The sequence below is a fragment of the Nocardia sp. NPDC059177 genome (assembly GCF_042755165.1).
In the GTDB taxonomy this organism is placed as follows: domain Bacteria; phylum Actinomycetota; class Actinomycetes; order Mycobacteriales; family Mycobacteriaceae; genus Nocardia.
The window spans coordinates 134,537-155,357 of sequence record NZ_JBHZBX010000002.1 but is presented as its reverse complement, the minus strand read 5'-3'; the positions used below and the strand labels follow the sequence as shown (position 1 = coordinate 155,357).

12 protein-coding genes are annotated in these 20,821 nt (G+C 69.1%); 8 read left to right on the top strand and 4 right to left on the bottom strand.

Annotated elements, in window-relative coordinates; translation table 11 throughout:
- Positions 1–41: 41 nt before the first annotated feature.
- Positions 42–1,511 (bottom strand): glutamate synthase subunit beta, encoded by a 1,470-nt coding sequence (locus tag ACFXK0_RS03855; protein ID WP_379408201.1) that lies wholly within the window; start codon positions 1,509–1,511, stop codon positions 42–44.
- Between the two features lie 56 nt (positions 1,512–1,567).
- A complete protein-coding gene (gltB, locus tag ACFXK0_RS03850; protein WP_379408200.1) occupies positions 1,568–6,220 on the bottom strand; it encodes a glutamate synthase large subunit in 4,653 nt (1,550 codons plus the stop codon).
- 937 nt (positions 6,221–7,157) lie between these two features.
- On the opposite strand from gltB, the gene ACFXK0_RS03845 reads away from it, so the two are divergent.
- Complete coding sequence (locus tag ACFXK0_RS03845; protein WP_379408199.1) at positions 7,158–9,299, top strand: DUF4407 domain-containing protein; 2,142 nt, start codon at positions 7,158–7,160, stop codon at positions 9,297–9,299.
- A 347-nt stretch (positions 9,300–9,646) separates the two neighbouring features.
- On the opposite strand, the gene ACFXK0_RS03840 is transcribed toward ACFXK0_RS03845, so the two are convergent.
- Entirely contained in the window at positions 9,647–11,158 is a 1,512-nt protein-coding gene (locus ACFXK0_RS03840) for an MFS transporter (RefSeq protein WP_379408198.1), read from the bottom strand.
- An 83-nt stretch (positions 11,159–11,241) separates the two neighbouring features.
- On the opposite strand from ACFXK0_RS03840, the gene ACFXK0_RS03835 reads away from it, so the two are divergent.
- The 6 genes from ACFXK0_RS03835 to ACFXK0_RS03810 all read left to right on the top strand — a co-directional run bounded on the left by ACFXK0_RS03835 (position 11,242) and on the right by ACFXK0_RS03810 (position 18,563).
- Positions 11,242–11,787: a TetR/AcrR family transcriptional regulator gene (locus tag ACFXK0_RS03835; protein WP_379408197.1), complete on the top strand. Its 546-nt coding sequence runs from the start codon at positions 11,242–11,244 to the stop codon at positions 11,785–11,787.
- Between the two features lie 171 nt (positions 11,788–11,958).
- A complete protein-coding gene (locus tag ACFXK0_RS03830; RefSeq protein WP_379408196.1) occupies positions 11,959–13,515 on the top strand; it encodes an adenylate/guanylate cyclase domain-containing protein in 1,557 nt (518 codons plus the stop codon).
- A gap of 849 nt (positions 13,516–14,364) precedes the next feature.
- Positions 14,365–15,225 (top strand): hypothetical protein, encoded by an 861-nt coding sequence (locus ACFXK0_RS03825; protein ID WP_379408195.1) that lies wholly within the window; start codon positions 14,365–14,367, stop codon positions 15,223–15,225.
- Positions 15,222–16,271 carry a DUF4129 domain-containing protein gene (locus tag ACFXK0_RS03820; RefSeq protein WP_379408194.1) on the top strand — a complete coding sequence of 350 codons (1,050 nt, stop codon included), beginning with the start codon at positions 15,222–15,224 and terminating at the stop codon, positions 16,269–16,271. Before ACFXK0_RS03825 ends, ACFXK0_RS03820 begins: the two co-directional genes overlap by 4 nt.
- Positions 16,268–17,263 (top strand): AAA family ATPase, encoded by a 996-nt coding sequence (locus ACFXK0_RS03815; protein ID WP_379408193.1) that lies wholly within the window; start codon positions 16,268–16,270, stop codon positions 17,261–17,263. The genes ACFXK0_RS03820 and ACFXK0_RS03815 overlap by 4 nt, the downstream gene beginning before the upstream one ends.
- 4 nt (positions 17,264–17,267) lie before the next feature.
- Entirely contained in the window at positions 17,268–18,563 is a 1,296-nt protein-coding gene (locus ACFXK0_RS03810) for a DUF58 domain-containing protein (protein ID WP_379408192.1), read from the top strand.
- Positions 18,564–18,653: 90 nt separating this feature from the next.
- On the opposite strand, the gene ACFXK0_RS03805 is transcribed toward ACFXK0_RS03810, so the two are convergent.
- On the bottom strand, positions 18,654–19,400 hold the full coding sequence (locus ACFXK0_RS03805; RefSeq protein ID WP_379408191.1) for an RDD family protein: 747 nt from the start codon (positions 19,398–19,400) through the stop codon (positions 18,654–18,656).
- An 18-nt stretch (positions 19,401–19,418) separates the two neighbouring features.
- On the opposite strand from ACFXK0_RS03805, the gene ACFXK0_RS03800 reads away from it, so the two are divergent.
- Positions 19,419–20,453 (top strand): stage II sporulation protein M, encoded by a 1,035-nt coding sequence (locus ACFXK0_RS03800; protein ID WP_379408190.1) that lies wholly within the window; start codon positions 19,419–19,421, stop codon positions 20,451–20,453.
- Positions 20,454–20,821 lie beyond the last annotated feature (368 nt).

Genomic DNA, 20,821 nt, shown 5'->3' with positions numbered 1-20,821 from the left:
CGCCCGTGAACGGGGTTCACGGGCGCCTCGGGTGGGGGTTGTCAGCGCTGGGCGACGGCGGTCGGCGGGATGGGCGCGGGGAGCGCGGTCTCGCCTTCCAGGAACTTGTCGACGGCGGAGGCCGCGGCGCGGCCTTCGGCGATGGCCCACACGATCAGCGACTGGCCACGGCCCATATCGCCGGCGACGAAGACGCCGGGGATGTTGGTGGCCCAGTTCTTGTCACGCTGGACATTGCCACGGCCGTCGTAGCCGACGCCGAGGTCGGTCAGCAGGCCGGGCTTCTGCGGGCCGACGAAGCCCATGGCCAGCAGCACCAGGTCGGCTTCGAGGGTGAAGTCGGTGCCTTCGACCTTCTCGAAGCGGCCGTTGGCCATCTTGACCTCGTGCGCCTCGAGCCCGGTGACCTTGCCGTCCTTGCCGACGAAACGCTCGGTGTTCACCGAGAACACCCGCTCGCCGCCCTCCTCGTGCGCCGAGGAGACCCGGTACATGAGGGGGTAGGTCGGCCACGGGGTGGAACCGGCGCGCTCCTCCGGCGGACGCGGCATGATCTCGAACTGGTGGACGCTCTCGGCACCGTGGCGGTGCGAGGTGCCCAGGCAGTCGGCGCCGGTGTCGCCACCACCGATGATGACGACCTTCTTGCCCTTCGCGTGGATGGGCGGCAGGCCGTGCTCGTCGGTGATGTCGTCGCCGAGCTGGACGCGGTTGGACAGCGGCAGGAACTCCATCGCCTGGTGGATGCCGTCGAGCTCGCGGCCCGGGATCGGCAGGTCACGGGCGATGGTGGCGCCACCGGCGAGCACGATCGCGTCGAACTGCTCGCGCAGCTGCTCGGCGGTGATGTCGACACCGACATTGACGCCGGTCTTGAAGATGGTGCCCTCGGCCTCCATCTGCGCCAGGCGACGGTCGATGACCGCCTTCTCCATCTTGAATTCCGGGATGCCGTAGCGCATCAGGCCGCCGATGCGGTCGTCACGCTCGTACACGGTCACGGTGTGACCGGCGCGGGTCAGCTGCTGGGCGGCGGCCAGACCGGCCGGGCCCGAGCCGACGACGGCGATCTTCTTGCCGGTCAGGCGGGTCGGGTAGACCGGGGTGACCCAGCCCTCGTCGAAGGCGTTCTCGACGAGCTCGACCTCGACCTGCTTGATGGTGACCGGCTGCTGGTTGATGCCGAGCACGCACGACGCCTCACACGGAGCCGGGCACAGGCGGCCGGTGAACTCCGGGAAGTTGTTGGTGGCGTGCAGCCGGTCGATGCCCTCGCGCCAGGAATCCTTGTACACCAGGTCGTTCCACTCGGGAATCAGGTTCCCGAGCGGACAGCCGTTGTGGCAGAAGGGGATACCGCAGTCCATGCAGCGGCTGGCCTGCTTCTGCAGGGTCTCGTGCGAGAACTTGTCCTCGTAGACCTCTTTCCAGTCGAGCAGTCGCAGCTCGACCGGGCGCCGGGTGGGAAGTTCCCGAGAGGTGTGCTTCAAAAATCCCTGGGGATCAGCCACGTGCGGCCCCCGAAATGTCACAGCGCCTCGTCAACGTCATCTTTAGAACTCTCGGGTTACCCACGTGCGGCCTCCATAATCGCCTCGTCAACGTCCTTGCCGCTCTTCTCAGCTTCGGAGATGGCGAGCAAAACCTTCTTGTATTCGCGGGGCATGACCTTCACGAAGTGGTTCACCTGCTGGGACCAATCGCTCAGGATGCGTTCGGCCACAGCCGAACCGGTTTCGTCGCGGTGCGCGGTGATGATGTCGCGCAGCCAGGTGAAGTCGTCACCGGAGAGCTGCTCGATCGCCTCGGACTGATCCGGGCTGACCCGTGCGGGCAGCGTGCCCTCCGGGTCGTAGACGAACGCGACACCACCGGACATACCGGCGCCGAGGTTGCGGCCGGTGCCACCGAGGATGACCACCCGGCCACCGGTCATGTACTCGAGCGCGTGGTCGCCCACACCCTCCACGACCGCGGTGGCGCCGGAGTTGCGCACGGCGAACCGCTCGCCGGCGACACCGTTGATCAGGATCCGGCCGCTGGTCGCGCCGAACATGATCACGTTGCCCGCGATGATGTTGTTCTCGGCGACGAAGCCCTGCGGCGCGTTGAGCGCGGGCCGGACCACGATGTGACCACCCGAGAGACCCTTGCCGACATAGTCGTTGGCGTCACCCTGCACGCGCAGCGTGATACCGGCCGGGACGAACGCGCCGAAGCTGTTGCCCGCCGAACCGTTGAAGGTGATGTCGATGGTGTCGTCGGGCAGGCCGGCGCCACCGTAGAGCTTGGTCACCTCGTGGCCGAGCATGGTGCCGACCGTGCGGTTCACATTGGTGATCTTGGTTTCGATCTTGACCGCCTGGCCACGCTCGAGCGCGGGGGCGCTCTGCGCGATCAGCTCGTTGTCCAGCGCCTTGTCCAGACCGTGGTCCTGGGTGCCGGTGCAGCGGGTGTTCTGGTTCATGAACGCCGTCTCCGGCATGTCCAGAATCGGCGACAGGTCCAGCTTGGCGGCCTTGAAGTGCGCCTTGGCCTTGGTGGTGTCGAGCAGGTCGACCCGGCCGATGGCCTCGTCGAGGGTGCGGAAGCCCAGCTCGGCGAGCAGCTCACGCACCTCCTCGGCGATGAACATCATGAAGTTCTCGACGAACTCCGGCTTGCCGGAGAAGCGCTCGCGCAGCACCGGGTTCTGGGTCGCGATGCCGACCGGGCAGGTGTCGAGGTGGCACACGCGCATCATGATGCAGCCCGAGACGACGAGCGGAGCGGTCGCGAAACCGAACTCCTCGGCGCCGAGCAGGGCGGCGATCATCACGTCGCGGCCGGTCTTCATCTGACCGTCGACCTGGACGACGATGCGGTCGCGCAGGCCGTTGAGCAGCAGGGTCTGCTGGGTCTCGGCCAGGCCGAGCTCCCAGGGACCACCCGCGTGCTTGAGCGAGGTCAGCGGCGAGGCGCCGGTGCCGCCGTCGTGGCCCGAGATGAGCACGACATCGGCGTGCGCCTTGGACACACCGGTGGCGACCGTGCCGACACCCGGCTCCGCGACAAGTTTCACGTGAATCCGCGCCTGCGGGTTCGCGTTCTTCAGATCGTGGATCAGCTGCGCCAGGTCCTCGATCGAGTAGATGTCATGGTGCGGCGGCGGCGAGATCAGGCCGACACCCGGCGTGGAGTGCCGCACCTCGGCGACCCACGGGTACACCTTGTGCGCGGGCAGCTGGCCGCCCTCGCCCGGCTTGGCGCCCTGGGCCATCTTGATCTGGATGTCGGTGGCGTTGGTCAGGTAGTGCGCGGTGACACCGAAGCGACCCGAGGCGACCTGCTTGATCGCCGACCGGCGCCAGTCGCCGTTCTCCTCGACCTCGAAGCGAGCGGGGCTCTCGCCACCTTCACCGGAGTTCGAGCGCGCACCCAGGCGGTTCATCGCGATCGCGAGCGTCTCGTGCGACTCGGCCGAGATGGAGCCGTAGCTCATCGCGCCGGTGGAGAACCGCTTGACGATGTCAGCGGCCGACTCGACCTCGTCGATCGAGATCGACTCGCGCGCGTCGGTCCGGAACTTGAACAGGCCACGCAGCGCCGCCAGCCGCTCGGACTGATCGTCGACCAGCTTGGTGTACTCCTTGAAGACCGAGTACTGCCCGCTGCGGGTCGCGTGCTGCAGCTTGAAGACGGTGTCCGGGTTGAACAGGTGGTACTCGCCCTCACGCCGCCACTGGTACTCACCGCCGACCTCGAGCTCGCGGTGCGCGCGCTCGTTGCGGTTCTCCAGGAAGGCGACACGGTGGCGGGCGGCGACCTCGGCGGCCAGCTCGTCGAGACCGATGCCGTCCAGCGGCGAACGCAGGCCGGTGAAGTACTCGTCGACCAGGTCCTGGGCCAGGCCGATGACCTGGTACAGCTGGGCGCCGTTGTAGGAGGCCAGGGTGGAGATGCCCATCTTCGACATCACCTTGAGCACGCCGTTGCTGGCCGCGGTGCAGTAGTTCGCGACGGCCTTGCGGAAGTCGGCGGCCCGATCGCCGGTGCTGCCCGGGATCGCCAGCGAACCGCGCTCGAGCATGTCCTCGATGGTCTCGAAGGCCATGTACGGGTTGATCGCGGCGGCACCGAAACCGACCAGCATGGCCATGTGGTGCACCTCGCGGGCGTCACCGGCCTCCACGACCAGGCCGACCATGGTGCGGGTGCGTTCGCGCACCAGGTGGTGGTGCACCGAGGAGGTGAGCAGCAGCGACGGGATCGGCGCCAGCTTCTCGTTGGACTCGCGGTCGGACAGCACGATGATCCGCGCGCCGCCGTCGATGGCGGCCGAGACCTGGGTGTTGATGGCGGATAGGGCCTTGCGCATGCCCTCGCCGCCCTCGGCGACCGGGTACAGACCACGCACGACCACTGAACGCAGCGCGCGGTGGCTGCCGTCGTCGTTGATGTGGACCAGCTTGGCCAGCTCGTCGTTGTCCAGGATCGGCTGCTCGAGCGCGATCTGGCGACAGGAGTCCGGGCCGGGGTGCAGCAGGTCGGCCTCGGGGCCGATATTGCGCTTGAGGCTGGTGACGACCTTCTCCCGGATGGCGTCCAGCGGCGGGTTGGTGACCTGCGCGAACAGCTGGGAGAAGTAGTCGAACAGCAGCCGCGACCGGTTCGACAGCACCGCGATCGGGGTGTCGGTACCCATCGAGCCCAGTGCCTCGCCGCCGGTCTTGGCCATCGGCGTGATCAGCAGGTTCAGGTCCTCGGTGGAGTAACCGAAGATCTGCTGACGGATCAGCACGCGATCGTGCGACATGTGCACGTGCGGGCGGTCGGGCAGGTCGGCCAGCCGGCTGACGCCCTCGTCGAGCCACTGCTGATACGGCTGCGCGGCGGCGAGCTCGGACTTGATCTCGGCATCGGTGACGATGCGGCCCTGCTCGGTGTCGACCAGGAACATCTTGCCGGGCTGCAGGCGGATCTTCTGGACCACGGTGGACGGGTCGATGTCGAGCACACCGACCTCCGAGGCCAGCACGACCAGGCCGTCCTCGGTGACCCAGATGCGACCGGGGCGCAGACCGTTGCGGTCGAGCACGGCGCCGATCTTCTTGCCGTCGGAGAAGCAGACGGCGGCGGGGCCGTCCCAGGGCTCCATCAGCATGGAGTGGTACTCGTAGAACGCCCGCAGCTGCGGGTCCATGTTCTCGTTGCGTTCCCACGCCTCGGGAATCATCATCAGGATGGCGTGGTGCAGGTCGCGGCCACCGAGGTGCAGCAGTTCCAGCACCTCGTCGAAGCGCGCGGTGTCACTGGCGCCCGGCGTGCAGACGGGGAAGATCTTCTCCAGGCGGTTCTTGCCCGCCTCGTCCTTGCCGAACACATCCGAACGCAGCAGCGCCTCCCGCGCGCGCATCCAGTTCTCGTTGCCGGTGACGGTGTTGATCTCACCGTTGTGGGCGACCCGGCGGAACGGGTGCGCCAGCGGCCACGAGGGGAAGGTGTTGGTGGAGAAGCGCGAGTGCACGATGCCGATGGCCGACTCGACGCGCTCGTCCTGCAAGTCCAGGTAGAACGCGCGCAGCTGCGGCGTGGTGAACATGCCCTTGTAGATGAAGGTCTCGCCGGACAGGCTCGGGAAGTACACCGACTCCTTGCCGACGGCACCCTCGCCCGGCCCGGCCTTGCCGAGCTCGTGCTCGATCCGCTTGCGGATCACGTAGGCGCGACGCTCCAGGTCAAGGCCGGAGAGCTGCTCGGCGGAGTTCTTCGGCGAACCGATGAAGATCTGCCGGAAGGTCGGCATGGCGTCGCGGGCCAGCGCGCCGAGCGAGGACTCCTCGATCGGCACCTCGCGCCAGCCGAGCACGGCCATGCCCTCTTCGACGACGATCTTCTCGATGCCGTAGGCAGCACGCGAGGCCTCGCGGCGCGACTGCGGCAGGAAGGCGATACCGGAGGCATAGGAACCGGCCGGGGGCAGCTCGAAGCCGGCCACCGCGCGGAAGAACTTGTCCGGGAGCTGGATGAGGATGCCCGCACCGTCACCGGAGTTCGGCTCTGCGCCTGCGGCACCGCGGTGTTCCAGGTTCAGCAGTGCCGTGATGGCCTTGTCGACGATGTCGCGACTGCGTCGTCCGTGCATGTCGGCGACGAACGCGACGCCGCATGCGTCGTGCTCGAATGCCGGATCGTAGAGCCCGGTGACACCGGGTGACCTGTGGCCAGGAAGTTGCGTCATGCCTCTGCCTTCAAGAAAGTCGGCTGTCGATGAATCGGCCGCCCGTTGATTGGGCCCTATCGTCGTTTCGCCTCCGTCAAGACTGCGTCCGTACGATCCGAAAACCAGCTACGGTGATGGTTTACGGCGTGCAGTCACGTCTCCAGTTGTCCACCCGCTTCATTGACGTAGTGGGTGCTCAGAGGTAACGGAACGTTGACACGTTCCTCACCTCCGCGCGGGGTTTCACCCGCTACTGTTGGCCCGGTTCACCGGACCCCGAACAGGTGGTTGTGCCGAACAGGGGTGTGTTCGGCGTAAGAGCAAACGATAAGTCAGACCGCAGACCCAACCAACTAAGGTTGTGCTAATAAACCTCTCTAGCTGGGGTTTGGCACGGCAGCTTGCTTCGTCGCGCGCGTCGTCCAGTGTAAAGCAGAGCGGGGGCGGGATCGATCCCGGACAACCCGTGCCGACCTGCGCGAACACTGTGGACGAGCAGGCTGGAATTAGCCTCCGGCACCGGACCGAAAGCCGAACTCACCTGCACCGCAGCAGGTTTCCCCTTGCGCTCGGGGATCAAACCTCTGACCTCCGCTAACCGGGGTAGGTCACGGTGAGATATATCCGACAGCGGCCGCGACATGCGGGGCAGTCAGCCAACCGTACGGTCTGGTTTTTGCAGATGTGCTTCAGCACACTTCCAGCAATCATCTGAACAGTGTTGTTCGACACATCGGGGCCGTACCGGACCGCACGGTACGGCTCGCCAGCGTCGACACGCCGAGGTCGGCGCACCAAACCGGGGGCGACGCGATGTATCAACCGTCCAGTTGTGAGGCTGACCACAAACACGCCTTCGGCGCTCGGTGTGGCGGCTGTCGGCCTGTCACGCTGACACAACGAATCCATGACAGTTTCGCCATGCCACGTGGAGCGCGAGAACCGGGGAGAACCTATGACCGGCACACTCACCTGGCTCGGCGGAGGCCTCGCCGCACCCCGGCGGGGCGCCCCGGAAACAGGTGCCGAGCAGGCCGTCAGCCAGGAACAAGCGGGATATGTCGTCACCGGAGCCGCGGTGGCGCTGTTCGGCGTGGCCACCGGGCTCGTCATCGTGGCGGCACTGGCCGCCGCCGACGGGATCAGCGCGCTCGCGATCGGCGTCCTCGCGCTGCTCGGCGCAGCCGGTGCGCTCGCACTCGGCCGGGCGCTGGCCGCTGCCCCACTCGGCGATCAGCGCGGCATCGCGGCCCTGCTCGGTGGTCAGCGTGGTGGTGCGGCCCTGCTCGGTGGTCAGCGAGGCAGCGCGGCCCTGCTCAGTGACCAGCGTGGCGGTGCGGGCCCGCTCGGCGATCAGCGAGGCAGCGCGGCCCTACTCAGTGACCAGCGTGGCGGTGCGGGCCTGCTCGGTGAGCAGCGAGGCAGCGCGGCCCTACTCAGTGACCAGCGTGGCGGTGCGGGCCCGCTCGGCGATCAGCACGGCAGCGCAGCCCCGCTCGGCGATCAGCACGGCAACGCAGCCCCGCTCAGTGACCAGCATGGCGCCGCGGCTGGGATCGGCGACCGGCGTGGCGGCATAGCCCGGATCGGTGTCGGTATCGCGGCGGGGGTGCTGGTGGCTGAGCTCGCGTCGACCGTGTTGCTCGGCGGGACCGTCGACCGGGAACTGGATGTGCGCGCGCAGGACAGCGCCGAGCAGGCGCCCGTGGTGGTGGCCGCGCGTGGTGAGCTGGATCGGGCCACGGCCGAACGGGCCGCGCTGGCGGTCAGTATCACCACGGCGCAGGCCGATATCGACAGCGCGCTGGTGATCGCGCGCTGCGAGTTCAACCCCACCCCGGAATGCCCGCAGACCCGGATCACCGGGGTACCCGGACGTGGGCCGGAAGCCCAGACCGCCAACGACATGCTCGACGACGCCCGCAAGCAGCTCGCCGCCGCCCAGGGCCGCACCGAACAACTCGACCAGGCGGTCCGCACCGAGACCGCTGACCTCGCCGCCGCCCGCACCACCGCCTTCGCCGAGGCCGACCGTGGCATCGGCGCGCGCTGGCTGGCGATGAACGGCTACACCACCGCGCACGCGGGCGCCGCCGTACTGCGCCTGCTCATCCTGGTGATCGGCGTGCTGCTCGCGCTGTCGCCGCTGCTGCTGCGCTGGTGGCGCGGGGAGACCGCGCTGGATCGCCGGATCGGCGCCGAGGAGATCGCCGACCGGGCCCGGCGCGCGGCCGACGCCGCCATCGCGGTGCGACAGGCCGAGGTCCGCACCGAGGCGGCCGCACTGCGCGCCGAACACGAGCTCACCGCGACCCGGCTGGCCGTCGAAGCCGACACCGTGATCGACCGGGAACGTCAACGCACCAGGATCATCGCCGCGATCGGCGGTTTCGAGCTCGGATTCGCCGAGCCGCATCGAAAGGACGACCCCGTGTCTCTGGAGCCGAACGTGACACCGCAACTGCCCGCCGGCTACCTCCCGAACGCGCTGCCACCGGCGAACACACCGCAGGCAGGTGCCCTGGTGCCCGCGGCCCAGCCCGCGCCGACGCCCCCGCCGACCGGTGGCGGGCTGGAGCTGCCGATCATCGGCACGGTCCCGTTCACCGATACCGCCGCCCGCTGGATCCGCCCGCTGGTGCCCTCGTTCGTGGCCAACGCGATCGACTCGGCGACCCACCCGCTGCGCACTGCCCGCCAGGCCTTCGAGGAGGTCGAAGAGGTCACCTTCACCCTGCGCCGCACCCGCAAGGTCACCGTCGACACCCAGGATTCCCAACAGCCACCGGTGCCCGCCGGCTACCAGCTCCAGCCAGGCCAGCAGGCCCAGGGCTACCTCCCACCCGGCGCCTACCCCCAGCAGCAGGCACCCCAGTACCCCTACGCCCAGCAGCTCGCCTCGAACGTCGTCGACGCACCATCACCCCGCTTCCACCCGGACCCCCGCCAATACCCGTCCGCCCCGACCTACACCGCCCTCCCGGCCGGCCAGGGCACGGGTCTACCCACCGCGGCCGTCCACCCCGAACTCCCCGCCAACGACCCCAACGCCCTCCCCGGCCCCCACGGCCCCCGAGAACTACCCCCCGCCCGCTGACCTCCTGCCGACACACCGGCCACCAGAGGACCCGGCCTTCGCGAATGACACTGATTAGAACGTGCCGTCGCGAACAGCCGGCGAGGGTCCAGGCGGCGCCGCGGAACGGCGGCCATCCGACTCGTGCCGACGTCCATGAGCGGCACGATCGACCCCGCCTTCGCTCGCAGCCACGTGCTGATCCGCTGGCTACCACCGCTGACACCCGACCTACTCGAGCGACGCCGATCGAACACGCTTTCGCAAGCAGCGGGCGAGGACCCACCCGGCGCCCGGGAACGGCGGCCATCTGATTCGTGCCGACGATCGGCCCCGAGGGGAGCCTTCCCTCAGGGCCCAGTCGCAGGTCAGGCGTTTGTAGCCTTCGTGCGGACCGCCGTGTAGGCCGCGAACAGCAGGACCGCGACGATGCCGAGCACCGTCAGGTGGATGCCGCTGACGAAGGCCTGGTTCGCTGAGGACAGGAACTCCTCGGCGACGGCGGCGGGCAGCTCGTGGGCGACCTCGATGGCGCCGCTGAGCGAGCCGGAGGCGGTGGCGACCGCGTCGTCGGGGAGCAGTGACAGGTCGAGGCCGCGGCGGAAGATGGTCATCACGGTGCTGCCGAGCAGGGCGACGCCGAGGGCGAGGCCCGTTTCGTAGGCGGTTTCCGAGATCGCCGCGGCCGCGCCCGCGCGTTCGGCGGGTGCGGCGCCGACGACCAGGTCGGCGGCCACCGTCATGGCCACGCCCGCACCGAGGCCGATGCCGACGAATCCGAGGACGAACGCCTCGGCGCCGCGCACCGCGTCGACCGCGAGGAAAGCCGTCGCGCCCACCGCAGTGACGACCAGCGCACCGCCGAGCACCGCCGCAGCCCGCCAGCGCCGCACCAGCCAGGCCGCGGCCAGCGAGCCGAACACGCTGGCCGCGAGACCGGGCAGCATCAGCAGACCCGCCGCCAGCGGCGAGCGGCCGAGCACCAGCTGCAGGTACTGCGAGCCGAAGAACAGCACACCGGCCAGCGCGAACACCGCGAGCAGATTGGACGACACCGCGACGCGGAAGCGGGGCAGCGCGAACAACCGCAGGTCGAGCATCGGATCGGCGAGGCGCCGCTGCCTGCGCACGAACAGCACACCGGCGAGCACGCCGACCAGGCCGGCCAGCAGCGGGACCGGGGCTGGCCCGTGCGCCGCGGTCTCCTTGACCGCGTAGACCACCGGCACCAGCGCCGACATCGACAGCACCGCGCTGAGCGCGTCGAACCGGCCGGGATTCGGGTCGCGCGATTCGGGGATGAGCAATGGCGCGAGGGCCAGCAGCACCAGCATGACCGGCAGGTTCACCAGAAACACCGAACCCCACCAGAAGTGCTCGAGCAGCCAGCCGCCGACCAGCGGACCGGCCGCCGCGCCGCCACCGGCCATGGCGCTCCACACGCCGATGGCCAGCGTGCGCTGCCGCGCGTCCTGGAACATCGAGCGGATCAGGCCCAGCGTGGCCGGCATGAGCGTGGCGCCGGCGACACCTTGCAGCACGCGTGCCGCGATCAGCATCGCGGGCGAGATCGCCCAGGCCGCCATGATCGAGGCGAGGCCGAAGCCGACAGCGCCGATCAGCAGTAGTTTGCGCCTGCCGATCCGGTCGCCGAGGTTGCCCATCACGACGAGCAGGCCGGCGAGCACGAACGAGTACACGTCGATGATCCAGAGCAGCTGGGGTGTGCTCGGGGCAAGGTCGGCGCTGATCGCGGGCACGGCCAGGTCGAGCACTGTCGCGTCGACGGCGAGCAGCAGCAGGGCGAGGGCCAGGACACCGAGGCCTGCCCACTCGCGCGCGGTGGCGCGCGGCGGGGCGGGTGCGGTGATGGTGTTCATCGGTCTCTCGACTTTCTGGGTTTGGTAAACCGTCCAGCCGGTACAGTAACAGGAAAACCGTCCAGCCGGTACAGTGACGAGACGTGAGCCCCGGCACCCGCGATCGCATCCTCGACGCCCTCGAGACACTGCTGCTCGAACGCGGCGCGACCCAGATGACCCTCGACAATGTCGCCGCGGCGGCCGGCGTATCGAAGGGCGGGCTGCTCTATCACTTCAAGAGCAAGGACGCGCTGCTCGCCGGCCTGGTCCACCGCCTCGGCGACCGTGCTCGCGAACAGCTCGCGCAGACCATGGCCAAGGGCACCTCGATCGCCGAGTGGTACCTGCAGACACCCGACCCGGCCACCGAGGCCGACGCCGTCGAACTCACGCTGTACCGCTCACTGCTCGCGACCATGCGCACCATCGACGCCTCGGCAGGCAGCGAACCCGACGAGGTCCAGGTGGCTCTCGACGCGGTGCTGACCGCCTGGTCGGACGGCCTCGACGCCGAAGTCGACGACCCCGTGCGCGCCGACACCATCCGCCTGGTCGGCGACGGGGTCTACCTGCGCGCACTGCTCGGCCTGCCACCCCTCGATCCGGCGCGCTACCGGGCCGTCGTCGACCGGCTGCTCGAACCATGATTTTTCAGTGAACACATGTACTCCGATCGTGGATTGTGCCAACCCCCCACGGCCAAGACCGTTTACCGCACCCGAAAACAGACCACTGACTGGTCATATAGCTGTACACGTTCAGCAGTGACCTGAACTACACCGCACCGCGCACCGCACCACTCGGTTTACAGTTCGAGGGTGATTCAGCGCGACGGACCGAAGACCAGCTCCCCCTGGGGCTCGCCGCTGCTCGGGCCGGTCGAGGAGAAATCGTCGATCCGGCGGGTCCGCGTGCAACTGCTGCTGACCGCGCCACTGCTGGTCGCCAACCTGATCGGCATCACGATGATCGTGGTACTCGCCGGGTTCGTACTGCCCGGCCCGACCGTGTTCACCAGGCAACTGCTGCTGATCAACGCCGTATTCACCCCGCTGTGCGCGGTGCTGGCACTCGCGATCGGCACCGTGTGGGGCACCGTGGCAGGCCTGCGCACCATGCGCTGGGCCACCGACCCGGATCGCGTGCCGACACCGCACGAACAAGCCGTCACCGTGTCGGCGCCGCGCTGGATGGTGCTGCAACAGGCAGTGCTGTGGACCGTGGCGCTGGCCACCCTGACCATCGTCTACGGCGTCGCCGATCCCGCGCTCATCCCCAAGGTGGCGCTCTCGATCGGCGCGGCCGGGATCGTGGTGTGCGCCAACAGCTATCTGATCGTGGAATTCGCGCTGCGGCCGGTCACCGCGCGCGTGCTGCAAGCCGACCCGCACCGCCGCCGCGGCATCGGCGTGTTCGGCCGGACCATGCTGTCGTGGCTGGTCGGCGTCGGTGTTCCGGTGGCGCTGTCGATGGTCGTCGCGGTGTGGGCGCTGGCCGATCCGGCGGTGAGCAAGGCCAGACTGGCCGTGTGCGTGCTCAGCCTCGGCGGGTCGGCGCTGCTGTTCGGGATGCTGCTGATGGCCCAGGTCGTCGCGGCGACGGTGGCGCCGATCAAGGGCGTGCGGCAGGCACTGCGCCGGGTGGAGGGCGGTGATCTCGATACCGAAATCGCCCTCTACGACGGCACCGAATTGGGCGACCTGCAAAGCGGTTTCAACCGGATGGTGCACGGCCTGCGCGAGCGCGCCATGATCGAGGACCTGTTCGGCAAGCACGTCGGGCACGACGTCGCGATGGCCGCCATCGCCTCCCAGCCCGTCCTCGGCGGCACCGAAACCGAGGCCGCCGCCCTGTTCATCGACATCATCGGCTCCACCACCATGGCCGCCACCCTGCCCGCCCCCGAGATCGTCGGCATCCTCAACCGCTTCTTCGACATCGTCGTCGACGAGGTGGAACGCCACGGCGGCCTGCTCAACAAATTCGAAGGCGACGCCGCCCTCGCCGTCTTCGGCACCCCCGCGCCCCTGGACGACCTGGCCGGCTCCGCCCTGTCCTGCGCCCGCGCCATCCAGCGCCGCCTCCGCGACGCCTCCGACCTGCACGCCGGCATCGGCGTCGCCGCGGGCCGCGTGGTCGCCGGCAACGTCGGCACCCACAACCGCTACGAATTCACCGTCATCGGTGACGCCGTCAACGAGGCCGCCCGCCTCTGCGAACTCTCCAAGAACTACGACGAACGCATCCTCAGCTCCGCCACCACCCTCACCGCCGCCGCCACCACCGAATCCACCCACTGGACCCTCGCCGAAGAAGTCACCCTCCGAGGCCGCCTGAAACCCACCCACCTGGCCCTCCCCAAAAAACCCGAGTAGTCCACACCCCACCTCCCCCACCGCTGGAGACCTGACCTCCGATCCTGATCCGCACCACCCCGCCTCACCAACGCCCGATCAGCAGCACAAGGACTGGCGAAATCGTGCAATCTGGCCTCCACGAGTCAGTTTTCTGACCAGCCATCAACAGATTGCACGAATACGCCAGCTCCACCTGCCACACAGCCGCCGACGGACCAACGCCGAGTCCCCAACTCCCGCACTCCCATCAACCCGCATCTCGCCGCTCGAGTCCGCAGCCTGCCGCACCCCCACCACCGCTCGAGTCCACCACCTCCCGCGCCCCAGCCACACCCCACGACGCGCCCAACAAGTGCTCAATGACCTGACCTGCGCTCCTGATCCGAGCCACCCATTCCGCAGTCTCCGCCGAAGCCGCGATCAGCAACACAACGACTGGCGAAATCGTGCAATCCGGCCTCCACGAGTCAGTTTTCTGACCAGCGATCAACAGATTGCACGAATACGCCAGTTCCACCTGCCACACAGCCCGCCGACGGACAACGCCGAGTCCGCAGCCTGCCGCACTCCCGCACCCACCACCGCTCGAGTCCGCCACCTCCCGCCCCAGCCACGCCTCACGACCCGAGACCGCAGCCTCCCGCGCCCAGCCACACTCACCTCTTAAGGCCGCAGCCTCCCGCACTCCCAGCCCCGCCTCACTACTTGAGGCCGCAACCTCCCGCACTCCCAGCCCCGCACATCCCGACCTCGAGGAGGGATCCGCCGCGCAGCGGCGGGTCGCGGCCGGGTCGCGACCTCGAGCGCGCCAGCGCTCCAACAAACACAGCCCCCAGCACACCAACAATTCACAGCTAGACTCGCCCCGTGCGTCCTGCCGTAGAACCGGTCGACGCCGTCGGGGCGGGCGTAGATCCGGCACGACCGCCGACGGTCCCGATCCGCCCCCTGGCTTTCCGCGAATTGCTCGATGAGCCGTTCGCCCTGATCCAGGCCCATATCCGCCCCCTGGCGATTCTCGGCGGCAGCGCGTTGGCGGTGGCCGTCCTGGTGGTCCTGGGGTTCACCGGCCTGGTCTCTCATCTCACCGACGGCTCCGACGCCGGCACCTGGTGGGCGGCGATCCTGTCGACCGCCGGCTGTGTCTGGCTGGTCCGGCTGGTCCTGCGTGGCACGACGGTCGCCTTGACCATGGCCGACTTCCGCGGCACCCGTTTCGGTCTGCGCGCGGCAATGCGGACCGCCGCGCAACATTCCGGTCCCCTGGTCGTGGCGCAGTTGATGTTCTCGCTGCTCGGGATCGGGATCCTGGTGGTCGGCAGTTTGCTGATCATCACCTATCCCCTGGCCTTGATCTGGCTGTCGTATGTCCGCGCGGGCCGGTTCGGCACCGAGCCCGCGATTGTGGGTGAGCACGCGGGTTTCGGTGTCGCCGTGGCCCGTTCCAAGCAGCTGACCCAGCACGCGGAGTGGCGTATCGCGGGCCTGTGGCTGTTGCAGCGACTGCTGTTCGCCGTGCTCGCGGTGCCCGCTTTCGGCATCCCGTTCTTCCTGTCCGACTTCTCCGGAACGCACCGCTGGGCTTTCATCGCATTGCTGGTGAGCGGTTGGCTGCTGGTGGTCGTGATCGCCGAAATCGTCGAGGCGACCAGCCGCGTGGTCTGCTATATCGACCGCCGCTGCGTCCGCGAGGGCCTCGACATCACGATTCCCGGTGAGCAACGGTGAGCGACAACCACTTCGACGCCGACCTCGACTCACCCCAGATCGTCGGTCCACCACCCCCGCCGCGCCTCGGCGCCGCCGCCGACCACCGCGCCGCCGCCGAGCACGCCGCGAGCCGACGCGATTACGACAACGCCTTGCGCGAACGGTTCCGCGCGGTCCTGCGCGCACTGGAGCAGGGCGGTACTCTCCCGGTCCGCCGTTCCCGCACCGCGCAGGAGACCGCCGACGACGCCACCACCGCGCTGCCGCTGGAACACTCCACCGAATTGCACCCGGCGGCACGCAGTTTCGACGAGGTCGTCTATGGCGGCCGGGCCGCGACCGAGGACGAGTACCGCCGCCTCGAATACGCCGACCGGTATTCCCAGTCCGCCCCACCGCCTGCTCCCGAGCCGATCGAAGTCGAGATCGCCGAACGGAAAGCCAAGCAGCGCAGGCAACTTCCCCCGCTGCCCGCGTTGCTGCGCAACCCGAAGTTCTGGGCCGCGCTGGCCGCGGGACTGGCGATCGCGCTGCTGCTGTACGCGACGTTGCAGTCCTGCGGCGCGCCCAACGCGCCTACCCCGCCGGATTTCCCGCCGCCGACCGATGTCCCCGATCCGCCCGAGGACATCGACCCCGATTTCGGCGCTGGCAAGGACTCGATCTTCAGCACCTTGCCGGGCTGGCTCGCCTTCGGCGGCCTGCAGTTCCTGCTGGCCTTCGCCGCGCTGGTCGCCTGGCGCAGCCGCAGGCGGGGCGCGCTGGTCAGCGAACCGCGCCCGGTCGAGGTGCCCGCCAACGAACTGCTCGCCGGGCAGGCGGGCCTGTACCGCCGCTCCCGCGATGTCGGGCACGTGGCGCAGATCCTGCGCGCGGCCACCCTGCGCCGCATCCGGCCGCGCCTGGGCGACCTCACCGACGACCAGCTGGTCCACACCGCGGCCGCCCGCCTCGGTGTGCCCGCCCAGCAGGTCGGCACTGTCCTGTTCGGCGAGGTGCCCGACGAGGGCACCCTCTATTACGTTGCCGCACACCTCGAATGGATCGAGACGGAGATCGGATGACCGACATCACCGAAGACACAGTCCTGCAGAAGAATCCGAGCGCGGCGGAAGCCGGTGCGGCGCTGGCCGCCTTGCGCACCGAGATCGGTAAGGCGGTGGTCGGCAACGATCAGGCCGTGCTGTATCTGGTGCTCGCGCTGCTGTGCCGTGGCCATGTGCTGCTGGAAGGTGTTCCCGGCGTGGCGAAGACGCTGCTGGTGCGCGCGCTGGCGACCTCGCTGGATCTCGAGCACGCGCGGGTGCAGTTCACGCCCGACCTGATGCCCGGCGATGTCACCGGCTCGCAGATCTACGACCCGCACTCGGCGGAGTTCACCTTCCGCCGCGGCCCGGTGTTCACCAATCTGCTGCTGGCCGACGAAATCAACCGCACGCCACCGAAAACGCAGTCCTCGCTGCTGGAATCGATGGAGGAGCGCCAGGTTTCGGTCGACGGGCAGCCGCAGCCGCTGCCCGACCCGTTCGTGGTGGTCGCCACCCAGAACCCGATCGAGCAGGAGGGCACCTACCCGCTGCCGGAGGCGCAGCTCGACCGGTTCCTGTTCAAGGTCGACATCCGGCTGCCCGAGCGCGACGACGAGTTCCGCATCCTGCAGCGGCACGCGAGCGGTTTCGATCCCCGCGATCTGGGCGCGGCCGGGCTGCGGCCGGTCGCCGGGCCCGCGCACATCGCCGCGGCCAGGAACGCGATCGCGCAGGTGACGGTGAGTCCGGAGGTGCTGGCCTACATCGTGGACCTGTGCCGCGCCACCCGCTCCTCCCCCGCCGTCGCGCACGGGGCGTCCACCCGTGGCGCGACCGCGCTGCTGGCTGCCGCGCGTGCCTTCGCCTGGCTCAACGGGCGCGCCTACGTGACCCCCGACGACGTGAAGACGGTGGCGGTTCCGGTGCTGCGGCATCGGCTGCAGTTGCGCCCGGAGGCCGAGCTGGACGGGGTGAGCACCGAGGGTGTGCTCGCGTCGTTGCTGGTCTCGGTGCCGGTGCCGGTGTAGCGACGTGGTCGTCACAGGACGGTTCGCGCTGCTCGCGACGGTCGCGGCGGCGCTGGTGATGTTCGCGGTTCCGTCGGGGTGGGGGGTGCTCGGCGCGTGCGGCCTGCTGGCCGCGCTGCTGCTGGTCGACGTCGCGCTCGCGGCACGCCCGGACGCACTCACCCTGACCCGCGACCCGCTGACCGTGGTCCGGCTCGGGCGCGCCACCGAGGTGGAGCTGGTGGTCACCAATACCGGCCCGGCGACGGTGCGCGGCATGCTGTGGGACGCCTGGCCCGACAGTACCCGCACCGAGCTGCCCACCCATCACCTCGAGCTGGCCCCGCGCACCCGGATCCGGTTGCGTACCAGCCTGACTCCGAGCTTTCGCGGTGACCGTGTCGCGGGCCCGATCACGCTGCGGCTGCTCGGCCCGCTCGGCCTGGCCGGCCGGCAACGGCGCGTGCGGGTGCCTGCCCGGGTGCGCGCGCTGCCCGCGTTCCGCAGCGAGCGGTTGCTGCGCTCGAAAGTGAAGCGGCTGCACCATCTCGAGGGCCGCAATGTCGCCAATACGCGCGGGCAGGGCACCGAGTTCGATTCGTTCCGCGAGTACGTGGCCGGCGACGATGTGCGCAGTATCGACTGGCGCGCGACCGCCCGCGCGACCGACGTGCTGGTGCGCACCTGGCGGCCGGAACGCAACCGCCACATGATGATGGTGCTCGACACCGGGCGCGCGAGTGCCGGGCGGGTGGGCGAGGGTACCCGGCTCGATGCCGCGATCGAGGCGGCGCTGCTGCTCGGTGGGCTGGCCGCGGCGGCCGGCGACACCGTCGATCTGCTGGCCTATGACCGCGCGGTGCGCGCCGAGGTCAGTGGCGTGGGCGGCAATCAGCTGCCGCTGAAACTTATGCACACCCTGGCCGGCGTCACCGCACAGCTTGTGGACAGCGATACGGCCGGGCTGGTCCGCACGGTGATCTCGCGGGTGCGCAGGCGCGCGCTGATCGTCTGGTTCACCGGTCTGGACGCGCCGACCGTCAGCGAGCATCTGCTGCCCGCGCTGCCGACGCTCACCCAGCGCCACCGGGTGTTGATCGTCTCGGTGACCGATCCCGAGATCGCCGCGGCCGCCCGTGACCGCACCACCGCCGAGGCTGTGTACAAAGCCGCGGCCGCCGAATCGGTGCTGGCAGAACGCGCGGTGGTGCAGGAATCGCTGCGCCGCCGCGGGGTCGCGGTGGTGACCGCGGCGCCGGATCGGCTGCCGGAGGCGTTGGCCGACGAGTACCTGGAACTGAAGCAGTCCGGGTCGCTGTGAGTTGGGGACAACCGAAGTTGTCCACCGTCACTCACAGTTCATGCACCGATTCGCCAACAGGTTGTCCACAGGGTGAATTCATCCACAGGTTCACCCGCGCGAAAGTTGTTGGCGCCGAGCCAGAACCGCGCCGAGGACGTGATACGGGGGATAACCCGCCGGCGGCGCGCACCGCATCGCCCGGCACACCGCCTCGACGAGAGTTGTCCCCAGGTGGTGCTGCGCGGGCGGGGTGAGGGTGGACAGCCGGGACAGGTACTGGCGCATGGCCGCGGCCAGCTCGTCGGAGACCGCACCCGGATCGAGCTGGGCGGCCCAGCCGGTCAGCCAGGGCGGGGCGACGGCGAGCGCCGGTCGCGGCAGGGTCTGGCGGGTGTGCACAACTACCGTGCCGGCCAGCACGTCGCCCACCCGCCTGCCCTCGCGTGAGCACAGCGAGGTGATCACCGCGACCGCGCCGAAGGCCCCCAGCATCCAGAAATCCACCATCGCCCCGGCCAGCCCGCGGGTGAGCGCGTGCCGGAAGTCGATCGGGCCCGCGTCGGCGCGCACCACCCGCAGGCCGAAGGCGGCCTTGCCCAGCGAGCGCCCGCGCGAGAGGGTCTCGCTGCACACCGGGTAGCCGACCAGCACGGTCACGATCGTCACGACGCCGAGCACCGAGAACCACGCCGAGTCGGCATCGGCCGCGGTCAGCACGATCACCCCCAGGTAGCCGAGCGTGAACGCGAGAAACAACTGCAGCATCAGGTCGAGCAGGAACGCGCCCGCGCGGCTGGGGATGCGCGCGATGGGCAGTTCCAGCGCCACCGCTTCGCCGGTGGTGAATTCGGCCATGTGGCTAGCATTCCCGATATGGACACCGATGCCTACAGCTGGGCGCGTCAACGGTCGTGGGTTCGGCTCGATCAGCTGGTCCGCCAGCGCAAGCTGACCGGTGCCGAGGCCGACGAACTGGTCGCGCTGTACCGCGCGACGTCCCAGCAGCTGGCGAAGGTGCAGGGCCATCATCCCGATCCGGAGCTGGTCGCCGGGCTCAGCGGGCTGCTGGCCCGGGCGCGCGGACGGGTGCTCGCCGCGCGGTCGCAGCCGTGGCGCGAGGTCGGCCGGTTCTTCACCCACCATTTTCCCGAGGCTGTGTATAGAGCGTGGCCGTGGTGGGTGGGGACAACGGTGATCTTCCTGGGGGTGGCGGGGGTCATCGGCGTGCTTGTGGACAGATCGCGGGCGACCCGCGCGGCCCTGGGGATACCCGAGGGCGACCTGTCCACAATCACTGGACCTGGGGGTTCGTTCGAGACCTACTACTCCGAACACCCCAACGACGCCTTCGCCGCACAGGTGTGGACCCACAATTCGTGGGTGTCGGCGATCGCGTTGTTCACCGGTGTACTGATCCTCCCGGCTGTGTACGCAATGTTCATGAACGCGCTGAATCTGGGGATAACCGGTGGATTGATGGCCGACGCGGGCCGGCTCGACTCGTTCTTCGGCTTCATCCTCCCGCACGGCACCCTCGAGCTCACCGCGCTGTTCGTCGCGGGCGGGGTGGGGTTGAAGCTGGGCTGGACGCTGGTCGACCCGGGACGGCGCAGCAGGGCGGCCGCGATGGCACACCAGGGCCGGGCGACCGCCACCGTGGCGCTGGGACTGGTCGTCGTACTGCTGGTGTGTGGCCTGCTCGAGGGGTTCGTGACACCGAGCCCGCTGCCCGCCCCGGTGCGGATCGCGTTCGGCTTCGCCGCCGAGGCGCTGTTCCTGGTCTATGTCTTCGGCATCGGCAGGCGAGTCGCCGAGGAGCGCGATGCCAGGTCCGCCGCCGCGCCTGCGCTCCCCGATCCGGCCGCGCAGTGGCTGGCACCTGTGGACAACACCCTCGACCGGGCGTGACCTCGCATCTGCAAGTGCATTTGTGAGGCAGGCAACTCCGAGCACACCCGACCGGAACGGCGCCGGACAATGAGCAGCTACGCGAGGTAACGAGAAGGTTTCGAACTCCCCCATTTGAGTTCCGCTGGCCGCAGCGAGTTGGACTCGAGCTGCGGCCAGCGTTGCCGTTAACTGTACACAATCGTTATGCCCATGCAACCCCCAACGCGCAGGTCCGGCGTAAGAATTGCGAACCCGCAAAGGTCTGTGAACGAACCGATATCCACACCCGCAGCAAACTTCCGGCGGCACCTCGATCGAGCGTCCGGCGGCACCGGAAATTCACCTCCCGCAAACCTCCGACAACCTTTAGCGCACCCTTACTTGCC